The organism is Paenibacillus sp. EZ-K15, assembly GCF_002573715.1.
Lineage (GTDB): Bacteria > Bacillota > Bacilli > Paenibacillales > Paenibacillaceae > Paenibacillus_AQ.
In genome coordinates, this window is the sequence record NZ_PDHM01000016.1 from 602026 (window position 1) to 622625 (window position 20600).

A 20600-nucleotide genomic window follows, 5' to 3' on the forward strand; every position below is an offset into this window, starting at 1 on the left:
GGAAGGAAGACCCATGAGCAAGAAACTTAAGAAATGGTCGCTTCATATTCTGCTGTGGATCGCTGGCCTTGGCGTCTGGCAGTTGCTTTCCCTTGCGTATGGGCCTGACATTCTGCCGGGTCCGATCTATACCGCCAAGGGCGGATACGAATTGTTGACGGATGGCACCCTGATTCAGTATATCGGGATCAGTTCATACCGGGTGCTGCTCGGCTGGACCCTCGGTAGTCTGATTGCGATTCCGGTCGGACTCATCATCGGAAAGGTCGGGCCGATCCGCGCTTTCGCCGAGCCTTTCCTTAATTTCATCCGGTTCATCCCGCCGATTGCCTTCATCACCTTGTTTCTGGTCTGGTTTGGCATCGGGGAAACATCGAAAGTTATGCTTATTCTGTATGCAACCTTCTTCATTGTAGTATTAAATACATTGACGGGCGTCTTAGCCGTGGAAGAGGATAAGATTCGCTCCGCCCGCAGCATGGGAGCATCCGAATGGCAAATTGTGCAACATGTCATCATTCCTGCGACGGTCCCTTTTATGTTCACCGGCATCCGGCTTGCCATGGGTACCTCGTTCATGGCAATTATCGGGGCAGAGATGATCGCGTCCAATGAAGGCGTGGGGTATCTGATCTGGAATTCACGTTTGTTCTTCCGTACGGATTGGATTTTTGTCGGATTGATTTGTCTGGGTTTGATGGGGTTTATAACGGACCGTGCCGTGGGTCTGCTCGGGCGCAAGTTGTTGTCTCGTTACGGGGTGGTCAGTACAAATTCACTGCGTCGTTGAACGTGGTGCATGATACGAAGCAGCAGCTCCCTCTTATGGAGGGGGCTGCTGCTTTTTCATAAATTTTGGTTAACTGGAATAGTGGATCACCATACTTAACCGGTTCATGGAGGCGCCGGAGTTATGGTAAACATGAGGTTTATCAGCCTTAAACCGAATGGATTCCCCTTGATTTACTGTATATTCCTCATTATCGATGCGAATGGTGATCTCCCCTTCGAATACGGTAATAAACTCCTCCGTCCCCTCGATATGCGATTCTGCACTTAAATAGCCACCATAGTCCATTTCTAACGAATACATTTCAAAGCGCCGCCCGTCCTCAAATGGAAAATAAGGATAAATCCGAACTTTTCCGTTATCCTCTACCAGCGCTTGTACCTCTTCTTGAGATACCACGACCGTTTCGGAATGAGGCTCATTAATCAAAGACGTAAAAGAAAGCTTTAACCCGTTCGCGATTTTCCATACGGTTGTTATGGAGGGACTCGATTCTCCACGTTCGATCTGACCCAGCATCGTCTTGCTGATTCCAGTCAATTCCGCGACTTTATCCAGGCTTAGCTTCCTCTGCTCCCTTAGCAGCTTCATATTATTTGCCAATATTAAATGAATGGGCTTCGACATCAAACACCGCCTTTTTAATAGATTGTACGTTATAGCATACATAATGTATAATTATAACGCACAGACGCTATAACGCACAATTATAACTACTATAACATATGTGAAAGGAGGGAGCGCGTGTTCATCGTTCCGCTGTTGACTTATGCCATTGTCGCGTCATTTACGCCCGGCCCCAACAACATCATTTCGATGACGAATGCACGGAGCTACGGATTTAAAAGAACGATGCGCTTTATCGGAGGGGTAGCGGCTGGATGCTTGGTCATTATGTTGTTGTCCAGCTATTTCAATCTGGTATTATATCCATTCATTCCGAAGATTAGGTTTGTTATGAATATCATCGGATGCCTGTACCTGATCTATCTTGCCATTAAAATCATGCAGAGCAAGCCGCAAGATGCAGATGATAAGGCGCGTGGATTCAATACCTTTTACTTCGGATTCATCTTTCAGTTCATGAATCCGAAGGTTATTTTATACGGGATTACGGCGATATCGACCTTCGTCATGCCCATCTCTACATCCCATGCGCAGTTGTTATCATACTCGTTCTTGCTCACGATCGTCGGCATTTGTGCCAACATGACCTGGGCGTTGTTCGGTTCGCTATTCCAGCATCTGTTGTCCCGATATGAGCGCCCGTTTAATATATCGATGGGATTGCTTCTGCTTTACAGCGCATTTTCTATTTATGCCGCCAACTGATACACTCGCTTCATCGTGTGTCATAGACGCTTTAACTAAAAAAACAAGGCTTCCCGGATTACTCATTCGGAAAGCCTTGCCTTTTTTTATTCGAAAATGTTGGAGATTTGCTCTTTCAGTTTGTTAGCGGATGCATGGAACTGGTTTAGTTCCTCGTCATTTAACTCAAGATTCAGAATTTCCCGAACCCCTGTACGATCAACCACACATGGTACACCTAAGTATACATCGGATACACCGTGGTAGTCCGTGAGCAGCGTGGATACATTGAGAACGGAACCTTCGTTTTGCAAAATGGAGACGATGATCCGATCGAGCGCCAAGGCGATCGCATAGGAAGTGGAGCCCTTGGCGTTAATGATTTCATAAGCCGCATTCTTGGTGCGGTCGAAAATATCCTCTTTTTCCCCGTCTGTCAGATCGATCCCGATCCCCGCGATGTTGGCAATGCTCCAGAGCGGCAGCTCGGAATCGCCGTGTTCCCCGACGATATGGGCGTGTATGCTGCGCGGATTAATGCCTTTGTTTTGTCCGATCAAATACCGGAAACGGGCGCTATCCAGCAAGGTACCGGAACCGATTACGCGATTGACCGGGAAGCCGCTCTTCTTCAACGTGACGTAAGACAGAATATCAACCGGATTCGTAGCCACAAGAATGATGCCATGATCATTGTATTTCACGATATTTTGGATAATGTCGTCAAATATCGCCGTATTGCGCTTCAATAAATCAATTCGGGTCTCGCCAGGTCTTTGGTTGGAACCTGCGGCAATGACAATGATGTCTGCATCCTTGCAATCGCTGTAATCTCCAGCCCAAAGCTTCACGCCGCCGGCAAAGGGGAGGCCGTGATTCATATCCAAAGCTTCGCCAAGAGCTTTGTCATGGTTTGCATCGATTAATACCAGTTCAGATACTCTCTCACGCAAGAATAAGGTGTACGCAGTCGTTGCTCCTACAGCTCCTGTACCGATGATCACCACGCGGGACGGACGCTGAGCTTCATTTTTTGTCATAAGTGTTTCTCTCCCTTGTACTGAGTTAATGAAATTTGGTGAATGGTTGTACTTCTAATGACTTACCCTATTTGGCTGCGCGAACTGTGACTCCCTAAGGCATCGTCGATAGTAATGATAACATATTCAGGAAGATTTAAGCAGCGGGAATGTGATTTATTTCATCTTGCATGTTCATTATTTAACTTTGACAATGTCAGAAACATCTCTCCTTCATCCCATGGTGAATCAAGGGGAGGGGATCACGCTTTCGCCAAAGGTGGTCATCAGTGCTTATCGGCAATTCTCTCACGTATAAACGAAGTGAATCGTTGCTTTAATTCCTGGATCATGACCTTCTGATATTCATTACCGTCATGGTAGAGCTCGCCGATCTTCTTGTACGTTTGGTCCAGTTGTTCTTGATAGGCTGCAGCTTGTTTATCGGGATAGTTCCTTTTGAACTCGTCCATGACGTTCTGGATGTATGCCGGTCGAGCGCCCCAAGTTCCAAATACCTCTCCGGTGCTTGCATGGAGGAAAACTGCAATCGGCTGGGCGCGTCCGCCATCCGTGAGAAACAGATCCATAGTCTCCATATGATCTTCCATAATGAGCACTTCAGACGGGATACGGCTATATTCCAATATTCTAAACAGTACAGGAACATTCCATATGACATCCGGACACCAATCCGTACAGAGAAGCAGGCAGTGCAGTTGGTTGAATGGGTTTCGCTCAGAAGTGAAGAATTGTTCACTCTCTTTATTCTCCCACTGGAAGCGATCATATACCTGTCTAAATAATTCCTTCGTATTAGGGATGCTGCTCAATTTCATTTCCCGAATCTTCATATTCTCCATAAATTGTAGAGGCGTTATGCCCTGGCCGATTTTGTGTTGGAGATGGATGGGATGAGTCATAGGATCATACGTCCTTTCATAACGTAATAGATTCATATTGATATACATCCAAGCTAGCATTAACTTAAAGCAAAACTGACCACATAAAAATGGTCAGTTTTTATCTGTTTAAGAAAGTCAGATGTTAATGAATGTTGTATGATCGATTGAAGAGCTTCGTGACGGGGGATGCGAGCAACCTGGACTGGATTTAATGTATAATTCAGTAAACCTATCTATGATTATGCCAGTGAATTTTATTAAGAATGCCTGAGGTGGTCCAACTTGTTTGATATTCTTCTACCTGAGCAAAACGAATTCCCGTTATACCAGCAGTTATATCTTCAAATTCGTGAGGGTATTCGTAATGGCACCATTCCCGACGGACAACGATTGCCTTCCATTCGTTCTCTCCAGCTTCAACTCAATATAAGCAAAACGCCGATAGAAACAGCTTATCACATGTTAACGTCAGAAGGGTATGTGGTCAGCAAACCGAGGTCGGGGCTATACGTCATGAATCCATATAAGGAACTATCACACCACCATCAACAGCAGCCTCCTTCTATAACAACGTTGTCTGTCATGCATTCTTATGCGCATTCGAATCATGGGTTTATTGACTTTAATCCCACTCGATTAGATCAAGCGTCTTTTCCGGTAAGAACCTGGAATAAAATACTGAAGGAAGCGTTGGAACAGCATGTGAGTGAAATGGGAATGTATGGAGATCCGCAGGGTGAATACGAGCTTCGCACGGTGATTTCCGAATATTTACGGAATTCCAGAGGGGTTCATTCAACACCTGATCAAATTGTGATAGGCGCCGGAACGGCTTATAGCATGGGGCTTCTTGCCAGAGTACTGACAGAGCTTAAGCATATTGCTGTTGAGGAGCCGGGTTACAGCTTGGTACGAGATCAATTTCAGCTGAATGGCTGCGATTTACTTCCGATTACGCTTAGCGATAAGGGAATCTCGCTTGACCAGCTGGAGCGCAGCCACGCACAGCTCGTATATGTCACGCCCTCTCACAAATTCCCGACGGGAAGCATCATGCCTTATCCGGAGCGAGAACGATTACTGGAGTGGGCCCATGCCAGAAATGCATACATTATCGAGGATGATTATGACGGCGAGTTTCGTTACCAGGGGAAACCCATTCCTTCCCTGCAAGGATTGGATAACAACGGGCGAGTCATATATGCCGGCACCTTCTCGAAAGTGCTGACTCCGACATTGCGAATGAACTACCTTGTTCTGCCACCGGCGCTGCTGAATCAAATATCCCACATGCGTCAGGAAGTGTTCTTTGCCCCTTCACGCGTGGAACAGTGGGCAATGACCGCGTTTTTTGAACAGGGGCATTGGTACCGTCATATTCGTAAAGTGCGTAATCTGTACAGGAAGAGACATCATCAGTTGATTGAGTTGATCGAGACTTACCTTGGCGGGTTTGTTGAAATTACGGGTCAGAATTCAGGACTCCACATTCAGCTGATCGTCAAAAAAGAAGTGACCTCGGAAGAATTGATTCAGGAGGCCGCGAACGTCGGGGTTATCGTATATGACCTGCGAAAAATGTGGATGAACCACGATCAAGATGCGAACCAGTTTCCGAGGTTATACATGGGATTTGCAAGCTTGACCGAAGCTGAAATGGAATCGGGAATTCGGCTTCTGCAAAAGGCTTGGAACATGGACTGAACACAGCATGTTATTAACTGTCTTTTATAAAATACTGAAACTGACCATTTCATAAGGGTCAGTTTGTTGTTTATGATAAGCAAAAAAAGTAGGAGTGCATGCTATGATCACCCAAAATGAGGTAAGGGCATATTTGAACCGTTTAGGCATCTCGGATATTCAGGCTCCGACGAAGGAATATTTGTTCGAGCTGCATAAAGCCCACGTGGAGCGAATACCTTGGCAGACCTTGGATATTCTTGCTGGGAAACCGACATCCATCGATATACAAGAATCGGTACAACTTATGCTCCAGCATCGAAGTGGTTATTGTTTTCATCTGAATGGAGCCTTTACCGCGCTTCTTCGAGCCTTAGGCTATAAGGTATATTGGCATCGGGCTGGAGTACAGCCATTAGGACAAGAACCTCGGATTAACGGCTTTCATCTCGGGATAACGGTAAGTCTATTGCATGAACAACTTGGGGAAGAAGAGCGGTGGCTCGTAGATGTCGGTCTGGGCGATATGCCATGGGAGCCGATCCCATTGAAATTCGGAGAATACATACAGGGACCTTTTCGGTATGTGCTAGAGCCGTCTCGCATCACGGATGGTGGCTGGCGGCTGATCCATGATCCCCATTATTCATATGTAGGCGTAGATTATGCCCCTGATGCTGTGAACAGCTTGGATATGTTTAAATCAAACCATGCATTTTATAGTCAATCACCGGAATCCCCATGGATGGATCTGTTCATTGTCAGGCAAAGGCATGAGCTGGGCATGAATGAACTCAAAGGCTGCATATGGAGAAAGTGGAGCGGTAACGCCCTGGATACGGTAGAGATTTCATCGAAGTCGGAATGGTTCGAGATCCTGGCGGACATATTTAATGAGCCGCTCGTCAACTATTCCGTAATCGAACGGGACTTGATATGGGCTAAGGTATGCAAGCAGCATCAGAATTGGATGAAGCTTATGGAGAATGAGCGAATATAGAAGACGTCGAATGCTACTCCTTAATTCGGTTCTTGAGGTGATTTCCTGCGGCATAGAACACGCTAAACCAATCTGTCACTTGAATACCCAGAAACACAGGTGGTAAGATGGTACATAAAATTCGTGTTGTGAAGCATCATTCGCTTCATAACCTAGCTGTAAGGAGATTTAGTCATGGCAACCATCGATGATTTCACCAAGCTGGATATTCGGATCGGGACGATCGTGGAAGCAGAGCCTTTCCCGGAAGCACGCGTTCCGGCCATCAAAATGAAGATTGATTTCGGCCCGATAGGGATCAAACGCACAAGTGCCCAGATTACGAATCGATATGATGCGGACACCATCGTAGGTAATCAAGTGGTAGCTATCGTCAATTTTCCGCCTAGACGCATAGCTGGCTATCAATCCGAAGTGCTCGTACTCGGCGGGGTACCGGAGCAGGGAGACGTCGTGCTGCTGAAGCCGGATGTCGATCTGCCGAATGGAACTCCCATCGCTTAAACCTACTTCATCTGTCGGTCCGGTCGTTTGCGGCTAGGTCCGACTAGATGAACCTCACCTCGCTGCGCCTTTTCAGCAACTCCGCGGCTCCTTCCGCAATTTTCTGAACACCGATTTCGATTAGTTCCTCCTTCACCTGAGATACGCTCAGTCGTATCATGGATTCGTTCTTAAACTCAGGCAAGAACATGCTGCTGGCATCCTGAACATATACGTTCTCATTCTCCAGATGGTTAACCAACTGATATGCTTTCAATGATTCCGGCAGCTGGATCGTGGAATAAAATCCGGATTGCGAACCCGTAAAGGATAAGAAGGGCGGCAGGTGAGTTTGGTAAGCCTGCTGGAGCCAAGCCCCTTTGTTACTATAGGTTTGCCTCATCTTCTGAATATGCGCACGGAACATCCCGTTCTTCAGATAGATTTCGAGTGCGCCTTGCATGAGCACGGGACTATGTATGTCCGCAGCGTGCTTCGCTTGCTGGAATATTTCACTCATCTGTTCGGGGATCACGGCCAGGCCCAGTCTTAGTCCGGGGAGCATGACTTTGGAAAAGCTCTTCGTGTAGATCACCCTACCGGACGGATCGTAGGCAAACATCGGATCATGTTTAGAATCCGGATCCAAATCTCCCATATAGTCATCCTCGATGATATAGACATCATACTTCTGCGCCAGCTCTACAATTCTCTTCTTCTCCTCATTGGAATAGCTGTAGCCTATAGGGTTATGGAATCTGGAGACCGTATAGAAAAACTTGATATCCCGAGTTTTAAAAATGTCCTCCAGCCGCCCAAGGTCAATTCCGTCCTTCGTAACCTCAATCCCGTATGTCACGGCTTGATGAATCTTGAGGGAATCCATCATGCTAAAATGCGTGGGCTGCTCCACGCAAATATGGTTCTTTCCGTTAGGAAAAGGGAGGGAGACGAGCAGATGGAGCGCTTGCTGCGAACCGGATACCACATAGATCCTCTCTGGAACCGTGAAGACCTGTAAGTCGAGTAAATGCCGGGCTAACTCAACACGGAGTGACTGCAAACCCGCAATCTGGGAATAGGTGAACAACTCTTCTTTATATATTTCAATCGCTTGGTTCATGCAATGCTGAAAGTCTCGGTAGGGCATGATCGCTTTGTCAGGTCCCGCAGATCGGAAATCGATCACTTGGTCCGCGGGGTTCGACCGGTTTATGTTTACTCTGCCCTCAACGATATAGTAACCACTCTTGGGAACAGCATAAATGATATGTCTCTTTTCCAATTCAGCATAGGCCCGTATGGCTGTGTTTTTGCTGCACGAATAGGATTCTGTCAAAGCACGGATGGATGGCAGCTTGCTGCCGGGTTTCAACAGTCCACTCTGTATTTGACGTTCAATTGACTTTATAATGTCGGTGTATTTCATATCTCGTAATTCCTCCAATCGATCTGTACGGGTACAGAGCCGGAAAACATGCATTCTCACAACAATACACTAAAAGTATACTCTACAATACAGCATGCTTTGGTTAGAGATTGTTTTTAATTGAGAAGGCAGGGATCAGGATGGACTCTCTTTTACGTAATGAATATGTATTGACGCTTATGGGGATGGGATTGTTTCAACTGTGGGCATATCGCGCGAAGAAATCGACAAGGGTGAAATTGCTCCCTCCGATGATTGCCATCATTTTATGTTTATTATGGATGGTGAGCAACGCTGCAATCATCTGGGTTATCCTCCTTATTCCGATTATGGAGGTCTCTCTGTGGAGCTTAGTTGCCGTTGCGCTAATAGAAACCGGGATAACGTTTCATCGGCAACAGCATGCCAAATTGTTCATGTTGATTGGGATGGATTGTGTCCTGATCATGATCATTTTTATCGTTAGGAGAACGATGTAATGACGATTAATTATGGGATCTGAGGAGTGGAAGCGATGTATTTTAAATGGATATGGGTCTTCTTGTACCTGAGTATAGTGCTAATACATACGGGCTGTGACCGCAACAAGGAACCGGATCCAGAAGAGATTGCGAAACAGTATGTTGAATGGTGGGAAGAAGGCAGCTATGAATCGATGTATGATCTGCTGTCACAGGAGTCCAGACAGGAGATGACAAAGGAAGAATTTGTAACGCGATTACAGACCATCTATGATGGGATTGGAGCAGAAGACCTCACCATAAAGCCTGACTTTACGGCTAAGGAAGCAAGCGAAACAACGGATGAGCGAGTGTTCTATCCCTACCAAATTCAATTGGAAACATCGGCAGGTCGGGTGCATTCAGAAGGTACGTTTGAGCTTTTAAAAGAGGACAATCAAACCAAGGCTAAGAGCCTGTCTTGGCGAATGGTATGGCATCCTTCTTTGATTTTGCCGGCGATGGATGCCTTGGATAAAGTGAATGTGCAGACGTTACCATCCAGCAGGGGCGAGATCTTGGATCGTAACGGTCACGGTCTAGCCATTAATGGCACGGTTGAGGTCATCGGTATTATTCCAGGTAAGCTTGGTGACGATGGAGAACAGAGCCTGGCTATGTTGGCTGAACGGTTAGGTATATCGACCGAGATTATAAAGCGAAAGCTGGATGCGGCGTGGGTGAAAGACGATCTGTTCGTCCCCATCTTGAACCTGAATGCGCAGCAGGGCAGAATGGATTATGGTGATTTGGCTGGCGTTGTAAAGAAGAATGAGCGTGCTCGAGTCTACCCTTACGGTGCGGCTGCAGCACATCTAACAGGATATATCCGACAAGTGACAAAGGAGGATTTGACCAATGCGCCCGAAGCGCAGTATGGACCGAATGAACTTATCGGTAAATCAGGATCCGAGCAAGTATATAATGAGGTCTTGCGCGGCCGGGACGGTAAGCGGATATCGATCGTGGATTCCTCGGGTCAGGTCAAAGAAATCGTAGCCGAGAAGAAAGCGGTAAATGGTCAGGATATCCGTTTAAGCATTGATGCTGAACTTCAACAATCCATATATGCTTCATTTCGTGAGGATGCAGGTACCGCAGCGGCCATTAACCCCAAGACCGGAGAAATTTTGGCACTGGTCAACAGCCCGTCCTATGATCCCAATGCTTTCATCGTTGGATTATCGACAGAGCAGTGGGATGAATGGAATAACAATCCGGATAAGCCGCTATTGAATCGTTTTACTAAGCTGTATGCTCCGGGCTCGGTATTTAAACCGATCACGGCTGCGGTTGGTCTGAAGCTTGGGGTCACTACCCCTGGAAAAGCCAGGGAGATCCACGGCTTGCGTTGGTCCAAAGACCCGAGCTGGGGGGATTATTACGTGACTCGCGTGAAGGAAGTTCCTGTCCTGAATCTGAGAGATGCTCTTGTGTATTCAGATAACATCTATCTGGCGCAGGAAGCATTGGAGATCGGTGCGGATGCTTTTTTGAAGGAAGCTGAAAAGTTCGGCTTCGAAGAGGGATTGCCGCTTCATTTCCCTTTCCCGGAAGCAAGCTTGGCTAATGAGGGGATAAATAGCGAAATTCAACTCGCGGATTCCGGATATGGTCAAGGGGAAGTGCTGATGAGTCCTTTACATTTGGCATTGGCTTATACCCCCTTTATAAATGGCGGGAGGCTGATTCAGCCTGTGCTGGATTCATCAGAGCAAGAGAAGAGGCCTAAGGAAACGAGAGCGGTGCTGGATAAGCACACTGCCGAGATCATCGAGAGTATGCTCGTCAATGTGGTTCAGGATCCCAAAGGTAGCGGACATGGTGCCGATATTTCGGGTATTGAGCTTGCAGGCAAGACGGGAACTGCCGAACTGAAAATCAGCAAAGCCGAAAAAGGACAGGAGAACGGATGGTTCGTTGCGTTTGACACGATGGAGTCCAAGCTCCTGCTCGCGATGATGATAGAGCATGTTGAAGGCCGGGGCGGCAGCGGGTATGTCGTGAACAAAGTCGCACCTATTTTGCGAAAATATTACGGAAAAGAATAGCCTTAAATATAAGCCTACGAAAAGTTCTTGTTATGCGAACTGGACGGTTGTAATATGGAATAAAAAATAGTCGGAGATGATCTTATGAGCAAGATTCAATTCGCAGTCCAAGTTCGATTGGTATCCGATCTTACCCGTTCCAAACAGTTCTATGGAGAAGTGCTGGGTTGCGAAGTGAATGACGTTTGGGCAGTCAGGGATGATTTTGCGCTCGGATTCAAGCTGATTCAGGCGAAATCGAGTACAGATATCACACCCAATCCAGCAGGTAAAGACCAAGTGAGACCATGGGATACATACGCATACGTGGATACTCACCACGAATTGGATGAATTGTATGAGGAACTGACCTCCAGAGGTGCCGAAGTGGTACAGGAGCCTGTATTAATGGAAGCAGCCTGGGGTGTGTGGAAGGATTTTGCGATTCAAGATCCGGACGGCTACGTGATTGCCTTTGGCTCCGGAAAGAGGGACTAGGTGGTGTAATGAAGAAAATCGACATGAAGCAGGTCCTTATTAGCAGCGACCCTTCGCTGTTGGATTTGGACGCCATTGTACATTTTTTGCGGCAAAGCTATTGGGCTAACGAACGCTCCGACGAGAAAATCAAGAAATCGCTAGAAGGTTCTACGTGCTTCGGGGCATATTACGACAACCGACAGATCGGCTTTGCTCGCGTGGTGACGGATGGCGCAACCGTCTATTGGCTGTGTGATGTGTTTGTGGATGAGGCTTATCGGGGGCAGGGTGTGGGGAAGAAATTAATCGAGACGATTACCACCCACGAGGATTACCGAAATTTATTCGGTATATTGTCTACGCGGGATGCCCATGGTCTGTACGAACAATATGGTTTTGTCCGCGATCACGGAAAAACGTTGACTCGAATGCCGGACTTTCGTAGGAAAGACTAGTTTCCTCAGTTCTTACCGAGGCAAAGGGATCGGTAAAATTCTATCAATCCCTCGGATATTAAGGACGGTATCATAAAAGGGTTTTAATAAAAGTTTGCCCTGTTAAGAAGGGGGATTCATCTTTGATTATATGGGTTAACGGCGCATTCGGTTCGGGTAAGACCCAGGCTGCGCATGAGCTTCAGCGAAGAATCCCGAACTCGTACGTGTACGATCCGGAGAATGCAGGTTACTTCATTCGCGATAATGTGCCGAGGGATGCCAAACGCGATGACTTTCAGCATTATCCGATGTGGAGGGAGTTTAATTACTCCATGTTTAAGTATTTAGACCAGGAATCCGATCAATTGATCATAACTCCGATGACGATAACGAACGCGGAATATTTCGATGAAATCGTTGGTAATTTGAGACGTGATGGCGTGGTCGTACAGCATTTTACATTGTGCGCTTCCAAGGAAGTACTCCTTAGACGACTGCGTAGCAGAGGGGAAGGTTCGAATTCATGGGCCGCACAACAAATTGACCGGTGTATCAGCGGATTCTCGAATGATGTGTTCCAGCATCATATCGACACAGATCATTTATCGATCGACCAGGTTGTAGAGACGATTGGCGCTTTGGCAAATGTGAAGTTATTGCCTGATCATCGCAGCTCAGCTAAGAAGAAACTGGATCGAATCAAAACCAAATTTGCACATATCCGATTTTTTGGATAACAAGTGGATGGACAGGAGATAGACGACTTGAACACACCTATGGAGACAAACCCAATCTTATTGTCTTTTCCAGACAGATTTGAGACGGAACGGCTTATTATCCGTGCACCGGAGTGGGGTGACGGAGAGCATATCAATGAAGCCATACTTGAAAGTGTAGAGGAGCTTAAACCTTGGCTTCCGTTTGCAAGAAACATTCCCGCTGTGTCAGAATCTGAGGCTTACGTGCGAAAGGCTCGTCTGCAGTTTATGGAGCGCAGCGATCTAGTCATGCATCTTCTGGACAAAGACTCGCTACAATTGGTTGGCAGCAGCGGATTGCATCGAATGAATTGGGAAGCCAGAACCTTCGAAATCGGTTATTGGCTCAGAAGCTCCCGAACGAGGCAAGGTCTCATGAAGGAAGCAGTTGATGGCATCACGGACTTTGCTATTCAGCATCTGGGCGCTAATCGAATCGAGATACGCTGCGATTCTTTGAATGAACGAAGCATTAAGGTTGCGGAACGCTGTGGGTTTACATTAGAAGGTACGCTGAGAAACGTGATGCCGAGGGACCGTGGCGGATTTTCACATTTGAAGGTTTATTCAAAAGTGCGTGGTGTAGAGTTTTAGCGAGAGCTGGAATATAACAAAAGAAGACGATTTCTCTTATAGAGAAGTCGTCTTTTTGTGTTTTAAGATAACGGAATATCAAAGTATTAAAATATTTTATATACAACTAAATATTTTGCCTTAACGAAAAACAAGCTCAATATGTACGTATATTATCAATAAAATCAAGAAAAAATGGAGGGGCTCAACAGAATGAGATGTACGAATTTTTAAAATTGCATTGACAAAAACCTAAAGATGGATTATTTTTTGTACATGGGAATTAAAGTTGCATTAGAGCAAAACAATTGGTTAATGGCAGGACGAGGTTTGATATTGTCCAAGATCGTCCTAAAGATTGAGCAAACTCATTATTGATGTGGAGTGGAGGAGAAGAAGATGAAGAACAAGAGGACTAGTAGAAGCAGGATATTTATAGGGGCAGCCGCCATTCTGAGTTTGCTGCTGGTGTTATCCGCGTGCGCTTCGGGAGAAGTGAAGCAGGACGGAGAAGCGGGTGAACAGGGGGATAAGAAAATTCGCGTGGTTACAACCATTGGACAGATTGCGGAACCCATTTCCGTTATCGGAGGAGATCGGGTCGAGGTACTAAGCTTGATGGGACCTGGCGTCGATCCGCATTTATATAATGCAACCCAAGGCGATATCAAGAAATTGGATAGTGGTGATGTTATTTTCTATAGCGGGCTTCACCTCGAAGGCAACATGACGGAAATATTCGAGCAGATCGGTAAGAACAAACCCGTACTGGGGATTGCAGATGCCATTCCGAAGGATCAATTGCTGCAGGATGATACGCAGGCCATCGATCCCCATGTGTGGTTTGACATCGATTTGTGGAAAGCGTCACTCGATTCCGCGGTAGAGAAGCTGAAGTCCCTGGCTCCGGATGACGCTGACTTTTTTGAAGAGAACAAGCAGAAATATTTTGCCCAGTTGGATGAATTGAAAGCCGAGGCCAAGGATAAGTTGAGTCAAATTCCGGAAAAGCAGCGGGTCATGGTAACCGCTCATGATGCCTTTGGGTACTTCGGCCGCTTGCATGGTCTGGAGGTAGTTGGACTGCAAGGCCTGAGTACGGAGGATGAAATCGGCCTCTCGGATATTAACGGAACGATCGATATTCTGCTGCAGCACAAGGTGCCTGCCGTATTCGTCGAGAGCAGTGTCAATCCGGCTTCGATTAATGCCGTCATTGAAGGTGCTGCCAAGAAAGGGTTGGATTTAAAGCTCGGAGGAGAGCTCTTCTCCGATGCCATGGGCGAAGCGGGAACAACGGAAGGGACTTATATCGGAATGTATCGTCATAACGTTGAAACCATCTATCATGCATTAACAGGAAGTGGTGAATAAAATGTCTGTACTTCAAGTTCAAGACCTCAATGCATCCTATCGTAAAAATAAAGTGCTCCACCATGTCTCCTTTAAAGTGGAACAAGGCTCTTTAACCAGCATTGTCGGACCAAACGGCGCCGGTAAATCAACGCTGTTAAAGGTCATGCTGGAGCTTCACCCCAAGCTGTCCGGCAATGTCTCATTTTTTGGATCAAGCTTAAGCAAAACCAAGACCCGTGTCGGCTATGTGCCGCAGCGCGGATCCGTGGACTGGGATTTCCCGACCGATGCACTGGATGTTGTCATGATGGGTTTATATGGCCGGGTGGGCTGGTTGAAGCGACCGAATAAGAGCCATAAGGAAAAAGCGATGGCATCGCTGGATCAAATGGGCATGGCGGACTTTGCCGACCGGCAGATCAGCCAGCTCTCAGGTGGACAGCAGCAGCGCGTATTCCTCGCTCGGGCGCTTGTCCAGGATGCCGACCTCTATTTCATGGATGAGCCGTTAGCCGGAGTTGATGCGGCAACCGAGAGGGCCATTATGACCACGCTGAAGGATCTGAAAATGGCCGGTAAAACCGTAATGGTGGTCCATCATGATCTCCAGACGGTTGAGGATTATTTCGACCATGTGCTGCTCCTGAACCGTACGGTCATTGCGCATGGGAAGACGGAAGACGTATTCACGAAGGAACATGTATACCGCGCCTACGGCGGTTCGCTTCGCTGGATGAAGGAGGCGTAACGCATGCTGAATTCATTATTATCTCCAAACACGCAATGGGTGCTATTGAGCACGTTAATCCTGGGCATGGCAGCCGGCATGATTGGCTGTCTCGCCTATTGGAAGCGGCAAAGCTTGATGAGTGACGCGCTGTCTCATGCGGCTCTTCCCGGTGTGGTGGTTGCTTTTGCATTGACGGGAAGTAAGAATCTGCTGGTGATGATACTCGGGGCTGCTGCCAGCGCCTTAATTGGGGCCTGGATGATCCAGTGGATTCGTACCTCCAGCCGCATTAAGGAAGATACGGCCATGGGCATGATTCTATCCGTATTTTTCGGATTGGGCATTATGCTGCTTACGATTGTGAACCGTACAGCGGGCGGGAATCAGAGCGGACTGGATAACTTTATTTTCGGCCAGGCTGCGTCCATGGTTCGTAAGGATGTTTTTACGATGCTCATCCTGGCAGCTTTAGTTATTCTGGTCGTCTCGATTGGCTTTAAGGAATGGAAGCTGTTTCTGTTTGATCCCGATTTTGCCCGGGGATTAGGGTTGAATAGCCGTCTGATGAATACCCTCTATATGGGGGTGCTTGTTCTCGTCATCGTCATTGGTATTCAGGCTGTTGGCGTCATTCTGATGGCGGCCATGCTAATCATACCTTCCGTCAGCGCAAGATATTGGACTCAATCCTTCAAAATGATGGTCATTTTGTCGGCTATATTTGGAGGCGGCTCCGGGTTTGTTGGTACCCTGGTCAGCACAATGGGGAAAGGATGGCCTACAGGGCCGTTTATCGTTGTAGCCTCTTCCGTATTGTTCACGGTTTCCCTGATTTTTGGTGCTGAGAAGGGGTTGCTGATCCAGGCGCTGCAGCTCCGCTCTCAGAAAAAAGAGCATATGGACTCCAATAACCAACCTGTTTTAAGTCCCCGGCTGTCCGAAAGGGGGAGCAATCGATGACCTATACAGGATGGATATTGCTTACGGCCTCTCTCGTCGGATTGTCTTGCGGTATCGTTGGCGTGTTCCTGATATTGCGCAGAATGGCGATGATGGCCGATGCTATCAGTCATACTGTGCTGCTTGGGATCGTAACGGCGTTTATCGTCACAAGAGAACTAAGCGGGCCTCATATGCTGATCGGTGCGATTATTGCCGGATTGCTGACAGCGGTCCTCGTTCAATGGTTTCATTCCCGGGGCGTTCAGCAGGATGCATCCATCGGTGTTGTTTTTACAACCTTGTTTGCGATTGGCGTTATCCTAATTGCAACCCAGGTTGGCAATGCGCATCTGGATACCAAGCATGCCCTCATGGGGGAAATTACGTTTGTGCCTTGGGATGTGATGCACGTACCACTGTTAGGAGAGGTGCCAAAAGCTACCTTTATGTTGGCAGCCGTGCTCCTCGTCGTACTTATCGTCATCCTGGCGTTCTACAAGGAATGGAAGATTACGTCCTTTGATCCAGCTTTGGCGGCCAGTATTGGCATTCCTGTCGTACTCATGCACTATGTATTTATGTCGCTGGTCTCCATCACAACGGTTGCATCGTTCGATGCCGTGGGAGCGATCATGGTGGTGGCTATGCTTATAACACCTGCCGCCGCGGCCTATCTATGGACGGATAAACTCCCCATCATGCTGGTGTTAAGCGGAGCATTCGGCGTCATCTCTGCATTCATGGGTTACTATGTCGCGTTATGGCTGGACACCTCCATCTCAGGATCTATGGCATTTGCAACCGGGATTGTATTTATTCTCAGCTTCCTGTTCTCTCCGAGACATGGCGTGCTTTCCCGTTATCTTCATAAATTTAATACACACGGCAGCGAAGAGAAACTGGACGGTGTATCCTAAAAAAAGGATGCTGTATGAAGCTTGGGCGATTAGTTGCCCAGGCTTCTTTTTTTCTTCCAACACTTAGACGTGGTATAATTAGGAAAAAATTCCGTGTTATGATGAAGGTTATTTCAAAGGAGTGAGTACATATGCATATGGAGTCAGCAAGACTGGTGATCCGGGATTTTCAGGAGGAGGATTTTGCTAGTATTCATGCCTACGCCTCTGACCCATTAGTGACCGAGTATACGATGTGGGGACCGAACACGGAAGAGGATACCTTAGCATATTTAACGGAAATCCGCCAAATGAAAGAGCAGAGCCCTCGTGACAGCTATGAACTGGCAATCGTGCTGAAAGATAGCGGCCATTTAATCGGGGGTGTAGGTCTTCACCGATCCAAGACGAACGCAGAGCTTGGGTACTGCTTGAATTCCGCCTATTGGCGACGGGGTTATGCTACGGAAGCTGCTAGCGTCATGTGCCGTTTTGGATTTAAGGAGCTGGGAGTTAATCGGATCTACGCCACCTGCAGGCCGGGAAATATCGGGTCAGCTGCGGTCATGCGCCATATCGGAATGAAGCAGGAAGGGCATCTTCGGCAGCATCTATGGTTTAAAGGGGCTTACCATGACTCCTATTTATTCTCCATCCTCAAAGATGAATTCGAAGTCTAAATCTATTATATTATTAAGGAGCTTCTGCCTGCATGGATAATACCAAATTGTTGATCCGTCATAACGGAATTTCGATTTACGAGGAAGCGTCAGGTAAAGTGTATTATACGAAAGAGAATCATGTGTCCGTTGTTGTTCTGGCTAAGCATGGCGATCAACTGCTGCTGATCCGTCAATATCGCACCGCCGTGGATGACTACATCATTCAGTTACCCGGTGGTGGCGTAGGCGAGGAGGAGGACCTGGAATCGGCAGCACGCCGCGAGATGCTGGAAGAAACCGGCTGCACATGCGGCAAGCTTCATTATCTGGGTAAATTGTACCCGGCGTCCTGGAGATGCAATGAAATTGCCCATGCTTACTATACCGATGAGGTAATAAGTCAAGCGGATCAACAGCTTGAGGGGTACGAGCAAATCGACGTTGTAAGAATGAGCGTGAAGGAATGTTTGTATCGGATTAAGGAGAATGAGCTGCAGGATTCCGAGCTGGTCTTTGCGATGATGCACGCTTTGCTTCAGGGATTCATTCAGCATGAGGATACGGAGGTATCATACTAGATGGAGTTTGTTGGGATTTTCATGACCGTGTTAAGTATCATCGTTGCCATCATTGTCATTCGTTACGCGATCAATTCATCCAAAATCATCATTAGAATGGATGCCATGATTCAAGAGATGAGAATGCTTCGAAAGGATGTAAATGAGCTTAAGGAGAACAAGCATATCGTGGATAAAAGAGTATAGTTATCAGTCAGATATAAATGAGTTTTAATTGCTGCCTTTAGATGTAGATGCTTCCTACACTAAAGGCAGCTTTTTATTGTTAATGATAGACGGTTTCATCATTTTATGTTATCTCGCAAACTTGTCGGGAAGAAATCGAATATAATCTGTTAGGAGTGAGTAAGGGGGACAAAACTATGGGAAGGCACTTGCTGATCTATGATGTAGACTGGTGGATCCTTGGCAAAAATGCCAAAGTTATTCAGCAGTACCATCCATCTCTTGACCTAATGTCTATGAGTGATTTGGATCTGTATCTCGCGCATAAGAGCAGTGGGGCGTTGAATCACCAATATGATCACATATCTGCCATGTGTCTTGGCATTGCAGCTTACTGTATCTTCAAGAATGTACGTATCGATTCAGCAGTAGCCGTTTCCTACTATTATTTCAGTAGGCATTATGAAATCTTTCGAGAATGGGTGGATGAACTTATTCCAGATCCTGACTTTCTCAGATTGGTTATTCCTAAAATTGGTAAGATAGGCGCCATAAATCAGCGGCTGGCTTTAACCTTGCAGGCCGTAGCTCCGAACGCATCTGTTGAATATATAGGTCATTTCGTGGATGACAAGTTGTTTCAACCATCGCCTATAGCTCGATTAGACAATACTTCATTCGTTATTGGATGGGCTGGAGATCCCTCGAAAATCTCTAAAAATTACTACACATTGTACATGCGAATTAAAGAACATTTCAAGAATGAGGAACGGGTCACTTTTATAGAAACTTCTAGATCCTATACCTATGAGGATATGCCGAATTTTTATCATAAGCTGGATTTGTTGTTGATCACGGGGGCCAACGAAGGAAGCGGAGCAACGGCGCTGGAAGCGTATGCTTGCGGGGTACCGGTTCTTTCCACGAATGTTGGTAATGTGAAGAACGCAGCTCACCCGAATGCCTATGCGTTGATTCTGGATAGTGACGATTCTGATGATTTTATACGCTCGATTAGACATTGGTTGAATCACTCGGTAGAGCTTCAAGAAATTGGACGGCAATGCAGGAGACAAATAGAATCAGGCTGGAGCATTGAGCATGCGATGAGCCGATGGCTCACGGTATTGTTCAAAAAATAACATAGATATGTCGGCGAGGAGGAAGAGACGATGTTTGACCAAGTTTCCGTTCTGATTCCCTACCAGTCGGATAATGGCGGACCGAGGGATGCTGCATTCAGGTGGGTATTGGATTTCTACACACGGACGATGCCGGGTATAGAAGTATGTATCGGAAAAGTCTCTGGTAATCCATTCAGCAGGTCGAAAGCCATTAACTGTGCAGCCCGTCAAGCAACCAGAAATAAGTTCATTATCGCAGATTGCGATATTGTATATGATCCAAATCTCGTGCTGGAATCTATATTTTACGTGAATGACTATCAATGGGTTATTCCATTCAGCCGTATTTTACGGCTGCCAGAGGACGCTTCACAGCTAGTCCTGGCTCAAACACCAGGTTGGCCGATCTCTACGGAGCTGGGAAATCGAGATGAGAACAGTGCTTATTATTTTGGAGGATTAAATGTATTACAACGAAATGCGTTTGAAGCAGTCGGGGGATATGATGAACGGTTTATCGGCTGGGGGGGGGAGGATGAAGCGTTCGCATATGCACTGGACACCCTTATCGGAACTCACGTCCGACTTGACGGGGAAATGGTGCACTTCTGGCACCCGTTTGTTGGACCCGAAGGCAATCCCCATTATGAAACCAACTATGCTTTGTATAAAAAATACAAAGAGGCAAAGGGACATGTTCAATCTATGCGCAAACTGATTCCTAAAGAATAATGGCCTAATTGAGAAGG

At 46.8% G+C, this 20600-nt stretch carries 24 protein-coding genes; 20 read left to right on the top strand and 4 right to left on the bottom strand.

Going from position 1 to position 20600, the window contains the following annotated elements:
• The first annotated feature begins 13 nt into the window (after nt 1-13).
• Complete coding sequence (locus CRG97_RS15270) at nt 14-790, top strand: ABC transporter permease (RefSeq protein ID WP_098744418.1); 777 nt, start codon at nt 14-16, stop codon at nt 788-790.
• A 69-nt stretch (nt 791-859) separates the two neighbouring features.
• On the opposite strand, the gene CRG97_RS15275 is transcribed toward CRG97_RS15270, so the two are convergent.
• Entirely contained in the window at nt 860-1417 is a 558-nt protein-coding gene (locus tag CRG97_RS15275) for a helix-turn-helix domain-containing protein (RefSeq protein ID WP_098744421.1), read from the bottom strand.
• Nucleotides 1418-1534: 117 nt separating this feature from the next.
• Between CRG97_RS15275 and CRG97_RS15280 the strand changes: the two genes are divergently transcribed.
• Nucleotides 1535-2122 (top strand): LysE family transporter, encoded by a 588-nt coding sequence (locus tag CRG97_RS15280; RefSeq protein WP_098744423.1) that lies wholly within the window; start codon nt 1535-1537, stop codon nt 2120-2122.
• An 86-nt stretch (nt 2123-2208) separates the two neighbouring features.
• On the opposite strand, the gene CRG97_RS15285 is transcribed toward CRG97_RS15280, so the two are convergent.
• Nucleotides 2209-3141, bottom strand: coding sequence for an L-lactate dehydrogenase (locus CRG97_RS15285; RefSeq protein WP_076323417.1), 933 nt, complete (start codon nt 3139-3141; stop codon nt 2209-2211).
• 266 nt (nt 3142-3407) lie between these two features.
• Complete coding sequence (locus tag CRG97_RS15290; RefSeq protein ID WP_098745162.1) at nt 3408-4043, bottom strand: thioredoxin family protein; 636 nt, start codon at nt 4041-4043, stop codon at nt 3408-3410.
• A gap of 264 nt (nt 4044-4307) precedes the next feature.
• On the opposite strand from CRG97_RS15290, the gene pdxR reads away from it, so the two are divergent.
• From pdxR to csaA, 3 genes are all read left to right on the top strand, one after another.
• Nucleotides 4308-5729, top strand: a complete 1422-nt coding sequence (pdxR, locus tag CRG97_RS15295; protein WP_098744426.1) for a MocR-like pyridoxine biosynthesis transcription factor PdxR — start codon at nt 4308-4310, stop codon at nt 5727-5729.
• A gap of 103 nt (nt 5730-5832) precedes the next feature.
• Nucleotides 5833-6708 (top strand): arylamine N-acetyltransferase family protein, encoded by an 876-nt coding sequence (locus tag CRG97_RS15300; RefSeq protein WP_098744429.1) that lies wholly within the window; start codon nt 5833-5835, stop codon nt 6706-6708.
• A gap of 174 nt (nt 6709-6882) precedes the next feature.
• On the top strand, nt 6883-7212 hold the full coding sequence (gene csaA / locus CRG97_RS15305) for a chaperone CsaA (RefSeq protein WP_098744432.1): 330 nt from the start codon (nt 6883-6885) through the stop codon (nt 7210-7212).
• Between the two features lie 43 nt (nt 7213-7255).
• Here csaA and CRG97_RS15310 read toward each other — a convergent pair whose 3' ends face one another.
• Nucleotides 7256-8620: an aminotransferase-like domain-containing protein gene (locus CRG97_RS15310; RefSeq protein ID WP_098744435.1), complete on the bottom strand. Its 1365-nt coding sequence runs from the start codon at nt 8618-8620 to the stop codon at nt 7256-7258.
• Nucleotides 8621-8760: 140 nt separating this feature from the next.
• On the opposite strand from CRG97_RS15310, the gene CRG97_RS15315 reads away from it, so the two are divergent.
• From CRG97_RS15315 to CRG97_RS15385, 15 genes are all read left to right on the top strand, one after another.
• Nucleotides 8761-9099, top strand: coding sequence for a hypothetical protein (locus tag CRG97_RS15315; protein ID WP_098744437.1), 339 nt, complete (start codon nt 8761-8763; stop codon nt 9097-9099).
• Between the two features lie 35 nt (nt 9100-9134).
• A complete protein-coding gene (locus CRG97_RS15320) occupies nt 9135-11171 on the top strand; it encodes a penicillin-binding transpeptidase domain-containing protein (protein ID WP_098744441.1) in 2037 nt (678 codons plus the stop codon).
• An 84-nt stretch (nt 11172-11255) separates the two neighbouring features.
• A complete protein-coding gene (locus CRG97_RS15325; RefSeq protein WP_098744444.1) occupies nt 11256-11648 on the top strand; it encodes a VOC family protein in 393 nt (130 codons plus the stop codon).
• Between the two features lie 8 nt (nt 11649-11656).
• Nucleotides 11657-12085: a GNAT family N-acetyltransferase gene (locus tag CRG97_RS15330; RefSeq protein WP_098744447.1), complete on the top strand. Its 429-nt coding sequence runs from the start codon at nt 11657-11659 to the stop codon at nt 12083-12085.
• Nucleotides 12086-12207: 122 nt separating this feature from the next.
• Nucleotides 12208-12804: an AAA family ATPase gene (locus tag CRG97_RS15335; RefSeq protein ID WP_098744450.1), complete on the top strand. Its 597-nt coding sequence runs from the start codon at nt 12208-12210 to the stop codon at nt 12802-12804.
• 27 nt (nt 12805-12831) lie between these two features.
• Entirely contained in the window at nt 12832-13419 is a 588-nt protein-coding gene (locus CRG97_RS15340) for a GNAT family N-acetyltransferase (protein ID WP_481856193.1), read from the top strand.
• A gap of 378 nt (nt 13420-13797) precedes the next feature.
• Complete coding sequence (locus CRG97_RS15345; protein ID WP_098744453.1) at nt 13798-14772, top strand: metal ABC transporter solute-binding protein, Zn/Mn family; 975 nt, start codon at nt 13798-13800, stop codon at nt 14770-14772.
• Between the two features lies 1 nt (nt 14773).
• Nucleotides 14774-15502: a metal ABC transporter ATP-binding protein gene (locus CRG97_RS15350; protein ID WP_076323422.1), complete on the top strand. Its 729-nt coding sequence runs from the start codon at nt 14774-14776 to the stop codon at nt 15500-15502.
• 3 nt (nt 15503-15505) lie between these two features.
• Complete coding sequence (locus CRG97_RS15355; protein WP_098744456.1) at nt 15506-16444, top strand: metal ABC transporter permease; 939 nt, start codon at nt 15506-15508, stop codon at nt 16442-16444.
• Nucleotides 16441-17343, top strand: a complete 903-nt coding sequence (locus CRG97_RS15360) for a metal ABC transporter permease (protein ID WP_098744459.1) — start codon at nt 16441-16443, stop codon at nt 17341-17343. Before CRG97_RS15355 ends, CRG97_RS15360 begins: the two co-directional genes overlap by 4 nt.
• Before the next feature lie 131 nt (nt 17344-17474).
• Nucleotides 17475-18002 carry a GNAT family N-acetyltransferase gene (locus CRG97_RS15365; protein ID WP_098744463.1) on the top strand — a complete coding sequence of 176 codons (528 nt, stop codon included), beginning with the start codon at nt 17475-17477 and terminating at the stop codon, nt 18000-18002.
• 32 nt (nt 18003-18034) lie between these two features.
• On the top strand, nt 18035-18562 hold the full coding sequence (locus CRG97_RS15370; protein ID WP_098744466.1) for an NUDIX hydrolase: 528 nt from the start codon (nt 18035-18037) through the stop codon (nt 18560-18562).
• Nucleotides 18563-18748: a hypothetical protein gene (locus CRG97_RS15375; RefSeq protein ID WP_098744468.1), complete on the top strand. Its 186-nt coding sequence runs from the start codon at nt 18563-18565 to the stop codon at nt 18746-18748.
• A 176-nt stretch (nt 18749-18924) separates the two neighbouring features.
• The gene (locus tag CRG97_RS15380) at nt 18925-19869 is read left to right on the top strand and encodes a glycosyltransferase (RefSeq protein WP_098744471.1); all 945 of its coding nucleotides are present in this window, start codon (nt 18925-18927) and stop codon (nt 19867-19869) included.
• Between the two features lie 30 nt (nt 19870-19899).
• Nucleotides 19900-20583: a galactosyltransferase-related protein gene (locus CRG97_RS15385; RefSeq protein WP_098744474.1), complete on the top strand. Its 684-nt coding sequence runs from the start codon at nt 19900-19902 to the stop codon at nt 20581-20583.
• Nucleotides 20584-20600 lie beyond the last annotated feature (17 nt).

Coding starts and splice junctions, on each gene's coding strand:
- CRG97_RS15270 (WP_098744418.1), top strand. CDS start 14: ATGAGCAAGAAACTTAAGAAATGGTCGCTTCATATTCTGCTGTGGATC.
- CRG97_RS15275 (WP_098744421.1), bottom strand. CDS start 1,417: ATGTCGAAGCCCATTCATTTAATATTGGCAAATAATATGAAGCTGCTA.
- CRG97_RS15285 (WP_076323417.1), bottom strand. CDS start 3,141: ATGACAAAAAATGAAGCTCAGCGTCCGTCCCGCGTGGTGATCATCGGT.
- CRG97_RS15290 (WP_098745162.1), bottom strand. CDS start 4,043: ATGACTCATCCCATCCATCTCCAACACAAAATCGGCCAGGGCATAACG.
- CRG97_RS15300 (WP_098744429.1), top strand. CDS start 5,833: ATGATCACCCAAAATGAGGTAAGGGCATATTTGAACCGTTTAGGCATC.
- csaA (WP_098744432.1), top strand. CDS start 6,883: ATGGCAACCATCGATGATTTCACCAAGCTGGATATTCGGATCGGGACG.
- CRG97_RS15310 (WP_098744435.1), bottom strand. CDS start 8,620: ATGAAATACACCGACATTATAAAGTCAATTGAACGTCAAATACAGAGT.
- CRG97_RS15315 (WP_098744437.1), top strand. CDS start 8,761: ATGGACTCTCTTTTACGTAATGAATATGTATTGACGCTTATGGGGATG.
- CRG97_RS15320 (WP_098744441.1), top strand. CDS start 9,135: ATGTATTTTAAATGGATATGGGTCTTCTTGTACCTGAGTATAGTGCTA.
- CRG97_RS15325 (WP_098744444.1), top strand. CDS start 11,256: ATGAGCAAGATTCAATTCGCAGTCCAAGTTCGATTGGTATCCGATCTT.
- CRG97_RS15330 (WP_098744447.1), top strand. CDS start 11,657: ATGAAGAAAATCGACATGAAGCAGGTCCTTATTAGCAGCGACCCTTCG.
- CRG97_RS15345 (WP_098744453.1), top strand. CDS start 13,798: ATGAAGAACAAGAGGACTAGTAGAAGCAGGATATTTATAGGGGCAGCC.
- CRG97_RS15350 (WP_076323422.1), top strand. CDS start 14,774: ATGTCTGTACTTCAAGTTCAAGACCTCAATGCATCCTATCGTAAAAAT.
- CRG97_RS15355 (WP_098744456.1), top strand. CDS start 15,506: ATGCTGAATTCATTATTATCTCCAAACACGCAATGGGTGCTATTGAGC.
- CRG97_RS15360 (WP_098744459.1), top strand. CDS start 16,441: ATGACCTATACAGGATGGATATTGCTTACGGCCTCTCTCGTCGGATTG.
- CRG97_RS15365 (WP_098744463.1), top strand. CDS start 17,475: ATGCATATGGAGTCAGCAAGACTGGTGATCCGGGATTTTCAGGAGGAG.
- CRG97_RS15370 (WP_098744466.1), top strand. CDS start 18,035: ATGGATAATACCAAATTGTTGATCCGTCATAACGGAATTTCGATTTAC.
- CRG97_RS15375 (WP_098744468.1), top strand. CDS start 18,563: ATGGAGTTTGTTGGGATTTTCATGACCGTGTTAAGTATCATCGTTGCC.
- CRG97_RS15380 (WP_098744471.1), top strand. CDS start 18,925: ATGGGAAGGCACTTGCTGATCTATGATGTAGACTGGTGGATCCTTGGC.
- CRG97_RS15385 (WP_098744474.1), top strand. CDS start 19,900: ATGTTTGACCAAGTTTCCGTTCTGATTCCCTACCAGTCGGATAATGGC.